Origin of the sequence: Streptomyces sp. HNM0645 (assembly GCF_030056615.1) — a bacterium.
GTDB lineage: Bacteria > Actinomycetota > Actinomycetes > Streptomycetales > Streptomycetaceae > Streptomyces > Streptomyces marianii.
The window spans coordinates 24,811-38,213 of the sequence record NZ_JASHLT010000027.1 but is presented as its reverse complement, the minus strand read 5'-3'; the positions used below and the strand labels follow the sequence as shown (position 1 = coordinate 38,213).

The following is a 13,403-nucleotide window of genomic DNA, read 5'->3' as shown; positions in this document are numbered from 1 at the left end:
GCGGCGGGGAGCCAGGCGCCGCGGATGCGCTCGCACCCGGCCTCGAGGGGTCCCGGCGTCCTTCCGACCGCCGCCCCGGCGTCGGCGTTCCGGCGCTTTCCTGCGCCCGCCACCCCTCCGCGGCATCCCGGCGCCGTGGGTGCGCGTGCGCCGGCGCCGACGTGTCCCGGCGCCTTCCGGCCGCCTCCCCGGCGCCCTTTCACGACGTGTCAGCGGCAGAGGACCTCGTCGCCGGTGATGGCTCCGAAGGCGCCCCTGGCACGCGGGGTGTCCGCCCGGACGGGGGTCACCGAGGTGAAGCCGGAGCCCGCCGTCACCTCGAGCGTCGGGCCCTGGCCCTTCACGGGGCGCAGCTCGGCGCCGGGCAGCGCGACCGCCAGGGACCGCGCCGAGCGGTCCCAGCGCGGGTCGTAGGTGATGAAGGTGCGCTTCACCTTGCGGTCTCCGGCGTTCAGCGGGGCCCGCGTCGTGTTGAACCCGGTCGCCTTCAGGGCGGTGTCCACGCGGGAGCCGAGCCCGTCCAACTGCGTCCCGTTGTAGACCTGCACCCGGATCTGCCCGGGCGGGACCTCGACGACCTTGGCGGGGCGGGCGGACGCGGCCCCCCGCGGCCGCTCCGGGGCGAGCGGCTTGTCCTCGCGGAGGGCCCGGAAGAGCCGTTCCGCCTTCACCGGGTCCCACTTCACCGTCGAGCCGACGCCCTTCACCGGGAAGCTCGGGTCCTTGACGGGGACCGACACGAACTCCGTCGACGCCGGCGTGAAGCTCCGCATCGCCTTGCCGAGCGTCAGCATCTGGTCCGTGCCGAAGCCCCGGTCGGCCCGTACGGAGTTGAGCGCCGTCGTGGTGACCTGGCGGAACTTCACCGGGTTCAGCAGCACCCCGCTGCCGGTGGCCTGCTGCACCAGTGCCGCCACGAACCGCTGCTGGCGCTGCATCCGCCCCAGGTCCGCCGCGCCGTCGACATGGCGGGCCCGCACGTACTGCAGGGCCTTGGCACCGTCGAGGCGGTGGGTGCCCGCCTTGAGGTCGAGGCCGGAGTGGGTGTCCTTGAGCGGCCGGGCCGTGCAGACCTCCACCCCGCCGATCGCGTCGACCGTCTTCATGAAGCTGCGGAAGTCGACCTCGAGGTAGTGGTCGACCTTCACCTTGGTCAGGTCCTCGACGGTCCGCACGGTCAGTGCGGGCCCGCCCTCCGCGTACGCCGCGTTCAGCTTCACCGCGTGCAGACCGTGCTTCTTGCCGGTGGTCAGGTCCGTGTGGGCGGGGATCTCCGCGTAGGAGTCGCGGGGGAGGCTGACGATGCTCGCCCGCTCCCGGTCCTCGGAGATGTGCACGAGCATGATCGTGTCGGTGCAGCGGCAGGGTGCGCCGCCGAGCCGGTACTTGTGGCGCTCCTCCTTGGTGATCGTGTCACGGCCGTCGGTGCCGACGAGCAGGATGTTCATCCCGTTGCCGCCATCCGGCCGGTTCTTCATGTCCCTGAACGGGTCGACCCGGCCGATGCCGCTGTCCAGCCCGGTCACCAGCGCGTGACCGATGCCACCCACGCCGAGCACCAGCACCGAGAGGGTCGTCACCAGCCGCATCCCCCAGCGGGGCCGCTCCGGCTGCCCCCGCCCGCGTGTGCGCGGGGCCGGTCCCCGGCGGTTCTTCCCCGCCGCCCCCTGCTGCGGTGCCGCTCCCGCCCGCCGCTGTGCCGCCGGTCTCGGGCGGCCCGCCGTCGGGCCGGGAACCGGCCTCGGACGGGCCGCCGCCGGTCGCGGACGGGGCGAGCGGGGCGGTGTGGGCACGAGGGGCACCTCCGCGGGGCAGCAGACCGGTGATCCTGAGCACCGTAGGCCCATACGATCTGCGGCAGGGGGAGGCCGGGGGGAGGCGCGCATCGCTGTCCCCCGTTCGCGGTAACGTGGCGGGCGACGCCGCTGTCTCCCCGAGGCCGTTGTCTCCCGGGGGACGACCCCAGGACCCCGAGGAACCCATGCCAGCCGCCCCGCCCGCCGTCTCCGTGATCATGCCGGTCCTCAACGAGGAACGTCATCTGCGCGACGCCGTCCGTCACATCCTGCAGCAGGACTACGCGGGCGAGATGGAGGTGGTCATCGCGCTCGGCCCGTCGACGGACCGCACCGACGAGATCGCCGCCGAGCTGGTGCGCGAGACGGCCTCGAACCCCTGGGGCCGGGTGCACACGGTTCCCAACCCCTCCGGCCGTACGCCCGCTGCGCTCAACGCCGCGATCAAGGCATCCCGCCACCCGATCGTCGTCCGCGTCGACGGTCACGGGATGCTGTCGCCGAACTACATCGCGACGGCCGTCCGCCTCCTGGAGGAGACCGGCGCGCAGAACGTCGGCGGCATCATGCACGCCGAGGGCGAGAACGACTGGGAGCACGCCGTCGCCGCGGCGATGACCTCGAAGATCGGCGTCGGCAACGCAGCCTTCCACACCGGCGGCGAGGCGGGCCCCGCGGAGACCGTGTACCTGGGCGTCTTCCGCCGTGAGGCGCTGGAGCAGCAGGGCGGTTACAACGAGGAGTTCATCCGCGCCCAGGACTGGGAGCTGAACTTCCGCATCCGCGAGGCCGGCGGACTGATCTGGTTCTCGCCCGAGCTCAGGGTGCAGTACCGGCCGCGCCCCTCCGTGAAGGCGCTCGCCAAGCAGTACAAGGACTACGGCCGCTGGCGCCATGTCGTCGCCCGCTACCACTCCGGGTCGATCAACCTCCGCTATCTCGCCCCGCCGACCGCCGTCTGCGCGATCGCCGCCGGCCTGGTGGCGGGTGCGACGCTGACACCGCTCGGCTTCGTGATCCCCGGCGGCTACCTCGCGGCGATCGCCGCGGGCTCGGTCCCGGCGGGCAAGGGCCTCCCGTTGAAGGCCCGTCTCCAGATCCCGGTGGCGCTGGCGACGATGCACATGTCGTGGGGCTTCGGCTTCCTGACGAGCCCGCGTTCGCTGGCGAGGAAGGTCATCGAGAGCCGCCGGCCGGCGGTGACGGCACCGACGCAGGCCTGACCACGCGGGCCGACGCCCACGAACGGGGCCGTCCGAAGCGCAGCGCTTCGGACGGCCCCGTTCGTGGGGGAGGGGCCGGCGCGGTTGCGGAGCCCCCTGGGACGGGCGTTCCGTCGCGGACTACCAGGTGAATCCGGGCTGCACGGGCATACAGGCCTTGGTGTTGTCGGCGCTGAGCGGCTTCGCCGACGACGGGGCCTTGCCGTCGTCCTCGGCGGCGGGCTTCGGGTAGGCGGCGCCCTCGCGCCAGTCCGCGCCCACCACCAGCGTCACTCCCGACACGTCGGTGGACCTCTTCACCGACGAGACGGGCAGTCCCACGGCCTTGGCGACCGCCTGCGCGTCGCCCGCGAGCTCCGCGCTGGGGTAGAACACCACGGTCCGCTCCTGCGGGTTGGTCTGCTTGTCCGCCGTCGCCCTGGTGAAGCCCTTGCCGGTCAGCACGCCCGCGATCTCCGTCGCGCGCCCCCTCGCGGCCCCCAGCTCATCGGTGTGCGTGCCGTTCTGCACGCTCACACCGATCTCGTCCGGTGCCGCGGCGGGGTCCTTCGCAGCGGCCGGCGCCGTGCGCTTGGACGCCTTCCCGTCGAGCGGGATGTCCTCGCGCACCATGCGGAACACCTGCTCCGCGTCCGGCTGCAGCGGTTCGACCTTGCCGGCGAAATAGGGCCGGTGGGTGTAGAAGTTCGGCATCGTCGTCATGGTGATGCGCTCGGTCGGGACCTGCTGGAACTCCTCGGCGAGGGCGTACAGCTTCGCCACCGTGTCCAGCCCCGCGTCGACCGTGAGCGCGGACGTGGCCGCCTCGGCCAGGTTCCGCAGCTTGGCGGGGTCGGTGAGCTTGGTGCTCTTGCGCAGCTCGCGGACCATCGAGTTCATGTACATGTGCTGGGCTTCCGTACGGGCCAGGTCGGTACCGTCCTTGAAGCCGTAGCGGGTGCGCAGCCACTGCAGCGCCTGCTCGCCCTTGACGAAGGTCGTGCCCGCCTTCAGTTTGAGACCGGAGCCCTGCCCCGCGCTGTTTCGGGAGTGGACGTTCTGCGTGACGCAGACGGGTACACCGCCGATCGCGTCGGCCATGGACACGACGCCTGCGAAGTCGACCTGCATGAAGTGGTCGATGGTGATGCCGGTCAGCTTGTACCAGGTGGCCACCGTGCAGCCGGGCCCGCCGCGCTGGAGGGACTCGTTGGTGAGGGTCCAACCGGTCGCCTCGAAGACCTTGCCCTCGCGGTCCGTGCACTCCGGGATCTTCAGCACGGTGTCGCGGGGCATGCTGATCACCGACATGTTGCTGCGGTCGGCGGACAGGTGGACGAGCATCTGCACATCCGCCAGCGGAGGGCCGTCGAAGGTGTCCCGGGCGCCGCCGAGAGCCTTGTTCGCGGCCGAGTCGCGCGCGTCCGAGCCGATCAGCAGGATGTTCAGCGGTGTCTGGCCGGCGGCGTTCGCCTTGTGGTCGGCCATTCCGTTCTTGCCGAGGTTCAGGTCGTCCGTCTTGATGTTGGCGTTCAGATGCTCGTAGTACAGGTATCCGGCTCCCGCCGTCCCGAGTATCAGCAGCGAGAGCACGGAGGCGACCCAGCGGAGCGTCCGGCGTCTGCCCCGTATTCCAGGGCCGCGCGGGTTGCCGCGCGGCCGGACCCGTCCGCCGCCCGTGCCGGCGGACGCGGCGGCGGGTGAGGATTCCTCCCCGCCGCCTGTGCCGGCGGAGCCGCCGCGCTCCTCCGCGCCGCTGCCGCCGGACCGGCCCGGTTCTCCGGCGTGCCGGACACGCTCGCGCGTGTCCTCCCCTTGCACGCTGCTCCGTCCCACCCCTGGAACCCCCCCTGTCGTCAGGCGCGCCGCGTGACCCGGTGATCCGGGGTCACTGGGCGCACACCTGCTTGTCTGCTTCGACCTTGTCCACCGGCGGCTTCGCCGGTGCGGTGATGGGCACCCCCGCGCCCTTGAAGTCGGCACCGAGCGTGAGGACCATAGCCTCCGTGCCCTCGGCGTCCTCCGTGCCGGGCTTCAGCGCCGTGGCCGGCAGACCCATGAGGTCCGCGAGCTTGCGGGCCTGGTCGGCCTGGTTCGGCGCGTACTCCAGTGTCGTCTTGGCCGTCTTCTCCGGGGCGTTGCTCTTGTTGGCGGACTTGAGCACGCCCTGCTCGACCTGGAGCCAGTTGAGCGTCCTCTGCGCCGCCCCTGAGGTGTCGCTGCCGTTGTAGACGTCGACCCGGACGGCGGAGGCTTCCGCCCGCGGGCCCTTGAGCAGGGCCGCCTGCTTGCTCTTGGCCGCGGACTCCTTCTTCTTGACCTCGGTGAAGGAGATGTCGTTCTGGAGCATGCTGAACACCTGCGGAGCCTTGACCTCGTCGAGGAGGACGGTGGCGCCGTCGGTGTTGTCGACCACCGGCACGGTCGCGAAGCTGATGTGCTTGACGTCTATCTTGCCGAGCTCCTGGGCCATGGCCGTCAGTTTGGGGATGTCCCCGATCGCGCTGTCGACGGTGAGGGCCTGGGTCGCGGCCTCCGCGACCGCGAACATCTTCTTCGGGTTGCCCAGCGTGTCTTCCTTCATCTGCCGGATCATCGACGCCACGAACTGCTGCTGCTGCTTGATGCGGTCCAGGTCGCTCTCGTTGCCGAGGCCGTGCCGGTTGCGGACGAAGGCGAGGGCGTCCTCGCCCTCGACCTTCTGCTTGCCGGCCGGGAGATCCAGTTTGGAATCCTTGTCCCTGATGGGCTTGGCCAGGCAGACCTCCACACCGCCGACGGCGGTCGAGAGTGTCTTCACCGCGTTGAAGTCGGCCATCATGAAGTGGTCGACCGGAACGCCGGTGATCTGCTTGACCGTGCGCATCGTGCAGCCCGGGTCGCGGCCCTCGACGCCGAAGCTCTCGTTGAAGCGGACGCCCTGGGAGCCCTTGATTATCTTCGTCGAGCCGTCGGGCTGCTTCGTGGGGCAGTCCGGGATGTCCGTGATCAGGTCGCGCGGGATGCTGAGCGCGGTGGCGTTGGTGCGGTCCTCGGAGACGTGGAAGAGGAACGTGGTGTCGGCGTGTCCGGTGCTGCCCTTGTCGCCGTACCCCTCGTTGCCCGCGCCGGTGCGCTTGTCGGTGCCGAGCAGAAGGATGTTGACCGGGCCGTCCTTGGTGATGCCCTTGGAGCCGGCGTCACCGACGTCCACCGTGTTGAGGTTCCCGTTGAGCCGTTCGTACAGGTAGTACGCGAAGGCCGAGCCGGCGACGAGGACGCAGGCCATCACGCCGCCCGTCCACAGCATCGCCTTCTTCTTCCTGCTCTTCGGCGGCTTGCGCTTCCGGCGCCCCGCGGCGGTCTGCTGCGAGCCGCGCCCTCCGTCGCCGCCGCCCGGCGGGTTTCCGCCACGCGCCGAGCGCCGCGTGCGTTGTCCCGGAACCTCGGCGGTGGTGGGAGTGGCGCCGGAAGGGCCGCGGCGGCCGGAAGTTCCGGGGGCGACGCCGGCGGAGCGGGAGGGGGGCGGCTTCGGAGCGGAACGGTCCAGTCGCAGCTCGTAGTTACCCGTCTGCGGGTTCAGTACCCACTGGTCGGCGGGGTCGATCTCGTCCGCCTGCCCACGGCTCTGCGCATCCACGGTTGCTTGAGTCCTCCGTCGGTGCCACGCGCGGCGTCCCTCCCCCCGGGAGACGCTCGATTCGTCGGTCCGGTTGTGTATGACCGCGGCCTGGCCGGCCTGATGTACCGGATCGCGTCACACTATCCGCCCAGTTCAGCGGTGGGCGACGTCCGTGACAAATTCCACGCCCCTTACAACCGGGCAATCCACCCAATCTCCATGGACTGCCGGTGACTCTTTGGGCAGGGCTTTACCCGCACCCGGCCGATGTCGCGTTGGTGCCGGAGAACGTGGGGGTCGCCGAAGGGTTCTGCGACCCCGTCCCGCTGTCACGCTCCGTGTCCCCCGCGGTGCTCGCCGTCGTCTCCTTGGGTACCACACGCACCGGGGCGTCCTTGCGCAAGCGCTCGAAGAGTCTGCTCGCCGCCGGCTGCGCGAGGACATCGCGGTTGGGGTCGTACGGGTAGGGCCGGCGCGGCACGGTGAGGAACTGCACGCGCTCCGTCGGTACTCCGCGCAGGGAGCGGGCCAGATCGAACAGGTCCTTCAGGGAGTCCAGGCCCGGATCGGTGGTGAGCGACCGGGTCGCCGCGTCCAGCACGGGGTAGAGGCGGGCCGGGTTCAGCAGGACCCCGTTGCTCTGGATCTTGTTGAACAACGCGCCGAGGAACTGCTGCTGCCGGTCCATGCGTTCGGTGTCGCTGCCGTTGCCGAGGGACTTGCGGGCGCGGACGTAGCCGAGGGCCTGCTCGCCGTTCAGGGTGTGCTTGCCGGCCTTCAGCCTCAGATGCGCGTCCGCGTCGTCGATGGGCGCGGGAAGGCAGACCGTCACCCCGCCCACGGCGTCGACCATGCTCTTGAAGCCGTGGAAGTCGACGACCATGTGGTGGTCGATCCGGACGCCGGTGAGCCGTTCGACGGTGCGGATCGTGCACGCCGCACCGCCGACGGCGAAGGCCGAGTTGAACTGGGCGTACTGCGCCCGGCTGCGGGTGCCCTCGGCGGTACGGCAGCTCGGGATGCCGACCAGGAGGTCGCGGGGCACGGACACCGCGGTCACGCTCCGGCGGTCGCCCGCGATGTGCAGCAGGATCGTGGTGTCCGAGCGCTGGACGCCCTTGTCGCGGCCGTACTTGCCGTTGTCGGCACCGGCGCGGCTGTCGGAGCCGATCAACAGGATGTTCTGCGCGCCGTGCGGTGCGGGCAGTGGGCGCTCCCTGTCGTAGCGCTCCAGTTCCTCCACGGCGGTCAGGTCCGTGGTGATGTTGCCCTCCAGCTTGCGGTACAGCCACCAGCCGACCCCGGAGCCCAGCAGCACCAGGAGCGAGACGCCCAGCGCGACCCACCGCATGCTCCGGTGCCGCCTCTTCCCGTACCCGCGCCCCCCGCCGCCCGCACCGGAGCCGTCACCGGCGGCGTGCTCCGCGGTGTCGTCAGGTTCGGCGGGCGTGCCGGCGCTGTCGGTCACGTGGCGTCCGTCCTCGCGGTGGTCTGTCGCAGTACCCACCGCCGATGATCCACCGGACCTGCCGCCGCGGCCTGCGGGCCCGGTGCCCACTGGGCCGAACGGGTGAAATCCGCAGCGTCGGCCGTACGACGTCGCTGGTCAGGGCCGTATCGGCGGGTGGCCCCGTGCGAGCGGCGCGGGTCGGGGCGACCGGGGTCCGGGGCCCGTCGGCGGAGCCGTGCGGCGGCGCCGGAGGATCAGACCGCCGTGCCCGTCACCCGCTCGCTCCCGATCCGCTTCTCCAGGTCCTGCGCCGGCAGCCGGTCCAGGTTCCGGCAGAGCACGACCGAGCCGCCGGACGCGAGGGGCGCGTACAGTCCGGCGGACAGCCCCTCCCAGTTCGCGTACCCGTGGCCCGACAGCAGTCGCGACCCGGGCGCCAGGCCCAGATCGGCGGCGTCCGCTCGGGCGCGCTTGACGAGCTGAGCCCCGGTGAACTCCACGCCACCGACGGCGAGCGCGGGAGCGTCCGCGTCGACCGGTACGTAGGGGGCGAAGCGATCGCCCTGGCCGGGGACCTCGACCGCGTAGTCGGCGAACCCCTCGGGAGGCTGAGGGAACCGGCCGCCGAGCGGGCGCAGCGCCAGCGCGATCCGCTCACCGGAGCAGGCGCGGGCGGCATCGAGGGTGTCCGGGCCGCTCACGACAAGGTCCGCGGCCGCCGGGTCGCCTCCGACGTCCGCGACGACTCCCACCGATGAGCAGGCGAGCAGCCACACCGCCGTCTGCCAGTGCGCGGGCAGCAGCAGGGCGAGCCGGTCGCCCGGCTCGGCGGACAGGCCGTCCTGCAGGAGGTTCGATGTCTTGGCCACCCAATTGGCGAAGGTGGCGACGGACAATTCCACGCGCTCACCGGTGGCATCGTCGTAGAAGGTGACCAACGGGCGTGCGGGGTCCGCGGCGAGCGCGGATCGCAGCAGGTCGGCCGGGGTGCGTTCGCTGGCGTTCACCCGGGCAAGGGTACGCCGCGCCCGCCGCGCCGGTGCGGCCGTCCCGGTGACGACGTCCCCCGGACGGGGCGACGGAGCGCCGGTTTCCCGGTGGGCGGATCCCCTGCCGCCGCCCAAGGATCGAGCCATGCGTGCCTACCTTGCATCCTCCGTCGGAGTCGCCTGCACCGCCGCCCTCGTTCTTCCCGCGCTCACCCCCGTGGCCTCCGCCGCGCCGCGCGTGCCGGATCTCCCGGGCTCTACGCAGTCGTTGCCCCTGGTTCCCCTGACCGGCTACGAACGCTCGGCCGGCGGGGCGGTCGCCCAAGGTCTGCCGCAGCGCGAGACCCGGCCGTTCTCCCTCGTCGGTGTCGTGTGGGACGACCCGGACAGCGAGCTCCACGGCTCGGTCCAGGTCCGTACCCGCGCCACCGGCTCGGGCGCGTGGTCGGAGTGGCAGGACGTGGAGACCCACGACTTCGAACACGCCCCGGACCCCGGCTCCGAGGAGTGGGCCGAGGGCAGGGTGCGCGGGGCGACCGCCCCCCTGTGGGTCGGCGACTCGGACGCGGTGGCGGTCCGGGTCCGGCCCGAGCCCGCCCGGGGCTCGACCCGCGCCGCCACGCCGCCCCTTCCCGGAGGGCTGCGGCTGGAACTCGTCGACCCGGGCGATGAACCGGAGAGCCCGCAGCCGGGCGACCCGCAGCCCGGGAGCCAGGAGAACCCGCAGCCCGGCAGCGAGGAGAACCCGGCGCCGCTCGCCCGCCTCCCGGAGAGGCCGGAGATCCCCGTGCCCGGCGAAGGCGTGTACGAGGAACTGCCGGGAGCCATCGGCGATCCGGCCCTCACCGCGTCGCTCACGCCCGAGTCGGCGGCCGCCTCCGCCGTCAACGCGGACCTCGCGCCCCTCGGCTCCGACGCGATCCTCCCGCTGAGCAAGGCGGAGACGGGGGCGGAGGCCGCGGCGTACGGGGTCGCCAAGCCGTACATCGGGCCCCGCCCCGGTATCGTCACGCGCAAGGGCTGGGGTGCCGACGAGGCCCTGCGCGAGAAGCAGTTCGTCTACACGAAGACGGTCCAGGCCGCCTTCGTCCACCACACCGCCACGGGCAACCGGTTCACCTGCCAGCAGTCCGGCTCCGTCCTCCGCAGTATCTACCGCTACCACGTGGAGAGCAGCGGCTGGCGCGACATCGGCTACAACTTCGCCGTGGACAAGTGCGGAAACATCTACGAAGGCAGGGCGGGAGGCGTGGCCAAACCGGTCCTCGGCGCGCACACACGCGGTTTCAACGCCAACAGCATGGGCATCGCCGTGCTCGGAACGTACAGTTCGACCACTCCGCCCAAGGCCGCGGTGGACGCCATCGCCAAACTCGCCGCATGGAAGCTCGGGCTCTTCGGGGCCAACCCGAAGGCCACGACATTTCTGACGTCGGGCGGCGGCAACAGATACGCGAAGGGTACGAAGGCCAGGCTCCACGTCATCTCCGGGCACCGGGACGGATTCGCCACCGACTGCCCGGGCGCCCGCCTCTACGGCCAACTCGGCACGGCCCGCGCGCTCGCGGCCAAACTGCAGGGCCGCTGAGGACCCACCGGCCGTCATCCGGCGCGTCCGCCGGACCGATTGGTCCGGCGGTGCCGCATACGTACGTACGCACAGGCTGCATAGACTGGCCGGTCATACGCGCGAATCGCCCGGCCCCAGAAGGAAGCAGAGAAGGCAATTGACCAAGGCCCAAGAAGCGATCCTCCTGGTCGGCGGCAAAGGCACACGACTCCGCCCGCTCACCGTGAACACGCCGAAGCCCATGGTCCCTGCGGCGGGGGTGCCGTTCCTCACGCACCAGCTGGCGCGGGCGCGCGCCGCGGGCGTCGAGCACATCGTGCTGGCGACGTCGTATCTGGCGGAGGTCTTCGAGCCGTACTTCGGGGACGGTTCGTCGCTCGGTGTGCATCTGGAGTACGTCACCGAGGTGGAACCACTGGGCACGGGCGGGGCGATCCGGAACGTCGCCTCCCGACTGAGGTCGGGCCCGGACGACCCGGTGCTCATCTTCAACGGGGACATCCTCACGGGACTGGACATCCCGGCGCTCGTCGGCACCCACCGGTCCTCGGGAGCCGATGTGTCGCTGCATCTGACCCGGGTCGAGGACCCCCGCGCCTTCGGTCTGGTGCCCACGGACGCCACCGGCAGGGTCACGGCGTTCCTGGAGAAGCCGCAGACCCCGGAGGAGATCGTCACCGACCAGATCAACGCGGGCGCGTACGTCTTCCGCCGCTCCGTCATCGACGGCATCCCGGCGGGTCGGCCGGTGTCCGTCGAGCGCGAGACCTTCCCCGATCTGCTGAGCTCCGGGGCCCACCTCCAGGGCATGGTCGACTCCACGTACTGGCTGGACCTCGGCACCCCGCAGGCGTTCGTCCGCGGCTCCGCCGACCTCGTCCTCGGCCGGGCCCCGTCGCCCGCGGTGCCCGGCCGCTGCGGGGACCGCCTCGTCCTGCCGACCGCGACGGTCGCCGCCGACGCCAAGCTGACCGGAGGAACCGTCGTAGGGGAGGGCGCCACCGTCGGCGAGGGCGCCAGGATCAGCGGCAGCACCCTCCTGGCCGGCGCGGTGGTCGAGGCCGGCGCGGTGGTCACCGACTCGCTCATCGGCGCGGGCGCGCGCGTGGGCGCCCGCACGGTGCTCACGGACGCGGTCGTCGGCGACGCAGCGGTCGTCGGGCCCGACAACGAGCTGCGCGACGGCGTCCGGGTCTGGTGCGACGCCGCGATCCCGGCGGGCGCGATCCGCTTCTCCTCGGACCAGTAGCCGAGCGCCCGCCCGGTGACCCGACGCCGGTGCGGCAACGCGCCGCCGGCCCGGCGGTCCGCCGCGCCCGGTCCGGCTGCGCCCCACTTTCCCGCGCCCCCGTTCCGGACCGGCCGCCCGGCGGTCCCGCGCCCGTGCACCGGGACGACGTGTCCCGCAGCCGGAGCGGCTGCCCCGCACCCGTGGACCGCGGCCCGTGCCGGACCGCGGTCCCGCGGGCGGTCGCGGGGTCCCGCTGCGAAGCCACAGCCCTTAGGCTCGGGGCAGACCTCGGCACACCCCCCGCACCCAGGACACCCATCCGTGGCAGGACGCTTCACCTCCCGGCCCGCAGTCACCCGCACCACGGTGCGCGGCGGCGAGGTCGCCGTACCCGCGCCCAGGACCGGGGCGGCGACCGCCGGGGGCCGGGAGCGGACGTACGTCCCGCCGGGCCCACTTGACCTCGGACTGGTGCTGGGACCGCTGCGGCGCGGCCCGGGCGACCCGACGTTCCGTACGACCCCCGACGGCTCCGTGTGGCGCGCCGCCCGGACGCCCGCCGGCCCCGGCACGCTGCGCGTGACGGCGAAGGGCGCGGCGGTGCACGCCGAGGCGTGGGGTCCGGGAGCCGAGTGGCTCCTCGATCAACTGCCCGCGATGCTGGGCGACCTGGACGACCCGGACGCGTTCGAGCCGCGCCACCGCCTCGTCGCGGCCAGCCACCGCCGCCGCCGTGGACTGCGCCTCACCCGCACGGGACTGGTCCTGGAGAGCCTGATCCCGTCGATCCTGGAGCAGAAGGTCACCACGGACGAGGCGTACCGCGCCTGGCGTCTCCTCGTACGCGAGTACGGCGAACCCGCACCCGGCCCGTGCTCCGACCGGATGTGCGTCATGCCGGACGCCCGCACCTGGGCGATGATCCCCTCCTGGGAGTGGCACCGCGCGGGCGTCGACGACAAGCGCGCGTCCACGATCCTGCGCGCGGTCCGCGCCGCGCGCAGGATGGAGGAGGCCGCAGCGATGGAGCCCGAGGCGGCCATGGCACGCCTGGAGCTGATCCCGGGCATCGGCCCCTGGACCTCCGCCGAGACCGTCCAGCGCAGCAACGGCGCCCCGGACGCGATCACCCTCGGGGACCTCCACCTGCCGCGCATCGTCGGCTACGCCCTCGCGGGAGACCGGAACGCGGACGACGCGGTGATGCTCGAACTCCTCGCCCCGTACGCCGGCCAGCGCCACCGCGCCGCCCGCTTCGTCCTCCTCGGCGGCCGGACCCCGCCCCGCCGCACACCGAAGATGCCGCGCTGGGACATCGGCGGACTGTGATCCGGAGGGGCGTTCACACTCCTCGAGTGCGCTGGGGGAGGGGTGGGCTGCGTGCGCGCGTGCCGAGTTCGCCGACCTCCTGCCGGGGGAACCGAGGGCGCCGGGGCACGGACAGCACCTGGGGGAGAGGCACGAGGACGACAGGACGCCGGAGGCCGGTGCGGGGATCTCGGTGTCGGCCTTGTCGGTCGACACCTCGAGCAGCGGCTCGTCGGCCTCGACGCAGGAGGGGCAC

At 72.5% G+C, this 13,403-nt stretch carries 9 protein-coding genes and 1 pseudogene; 4 read left to right on the top strand and 6 right to left on the bottom strand.

What is annotated here, in order from left to right:
- Positions 1-209 precede the first annotated feature (209 nt).
- Positions 210-1,793, bottom strand: a complete 1,584-nt coding sequence (locus QMZ92_RS20110; protein WP_502962096.1) for an LCP family protein — start codon at positions 1,791-1,793, stop codon at positions 210-212.
- 188 nt (positions 1,794-1,981) lie between these two features.
- Between QMZ92_RS20110 and QMZ92_RS20105 the strand changes: the two genes are divergently transcribed.
- Complete coding sequence (locus tag QMZ92_RS20105) at positions 1,982-3,019, top strand: glycosyltransferase family 2 protein (protein WP_283298760.1); 1,038 nt, start codon at positions 1,982-1,984, stop codon at positions 3,017-3,019.
- Positions 3,020-3,139: 120 nt separating this feature from the next.
- Here the strand turns inward: QMZ92_RS20105 and QMZ92_RS20100 are convergent, their stop codons facing one another.
- From QMZ92_RS20100 to QMZ92_RS20085, 4 genes are all read right to left on the bottom strand, one after another.
- Positions 3,140-4,819 carry an LCP family protein gene (locus QMZ92_RS20100; protein ID WP_283298759.1) on the bottom strand — a complete coding sequence of 560 codons (1,680 nt, stop codon included), beginning with the start codon at positions 4,817-4,819 and terminating at the stop codon, positions 3,140-3,142.
- A 67-nt stretch (positions 4,820-4,886) separates the two neighbouring features.
- Positions 4,887-6,617 (bottom strand): LCP family protein, encoded by a 1,731-nt coding sequence (locus QMZ92_RS20095; RefSeq protein WP_283298758.1) that lies wholly within the window; start codon positions 6,615-6,617, stop codon positions 4,887-4,889.
- Positions 6,618-6,849: 232 nt separating this feature from the next.
- Complete coding sequence (locus tag QMZ92_RS20090; protein ID WP_283298757.1) at positions 6,850-8,067, bottom strand: LCP family protein; 1,218 nt, start codon at positions 8,065-8,067, stop codon at positions 6,850-6,852.
- A gap of 236 nt (positions 8,068-8,303) precedes the next feature.
- Complete coding sequence (locus QMZ92_RS20085; RefSeq protein ID WP_283298756.1) at positions 8,304-9,056, bottom strand: TIGR03089 family protein; 753 nt, start codon at positions 9,054-9,056, stop codon at positions 8,304-8,306.
- A 127-nt stretch (positions 9,057-9,183) separates the two neighbouring features.
- Between QMZ92_RS20085 and QMZ92_RS20080 the strand changes: the two genes are divergently transcribed.
- The 3 genes from QMZ92_RS20080 to QMZ92_RS20070 all read left to right on the top strand — a co-directional run bounded on the left by QMZ92_RS20080 (position 9,184) and on the right by QMZ92_RS20070 (position 13,168).
- The gene (locus QMZ92_RS20080; RefSeq protein ID WP_283298755.1) at positions 9,184-10,626 is read left to right on the top strand and encodes a peptidoglycan recognition protein family protein; all 1,443 of its coding nucleotides are present in this window, start codon (positions 9,184-9,186) and stop codon (positions 10,624-10,626) included.
- A 139-nt stretch (positions 10,627-10,765) separates the two neighbouring features.
- Complete coding sequence (manB, locus tag QMZ92_RS20075; RefSeq protein WP_283298754.1) at positions 10,766-11,857, top strand: mannose-1-phosphate guanylyltransferase; 1,092 nt, start codon at positions 10,766-10,768, stop codon at positions 11,855-11,857.
- A gap of 303 nt (positions 11,858-12,160) precedes the next feature.
- Positions 12,161-13,168 (top strand): DNA-3-methyladenine glycosylase family protein, encoded by a 1,008-nt coding sequence (locus QMZ92_RS20070; RefSeq protein WP_283298753.1) that lies wholly within the window; start codon positions 12,161-12,163, stop codon positions 13,166-13,168.
- Between the two features lie 150 nt (positions 13,169-13,318).
- On the opposite strand, the pseudogene QMZ92_RS20065 reads toward QMZ92_RS20070, so the two are convergent.
- A pseudogene (locus QMZ92_RS20065) lies at positions 13,319-13,378 on the bottom strand (biotin/lipoyl-containing protein); the annotation flags it as partial.
- Positions 13,379-13,403 lie beyond the last annotated feature (25 nt).

Coding starts and splice junctions, on each gene's coding strand:
- QMZ92_RS20080 (WP_283298755.1), top strand. CDS start 9,184: ATGCGTGCCTACCTTGCATCCTCCGTCGGAGTCGCCTGCACCGCCGCC.
- QMZ92_RS20105 (WP_283298760.1), top strand. CDS start 1,982: ATGCCAGCCGCCCCGCCCGCCGTCTCCGTGATCATGCCGGTCCTCAAC.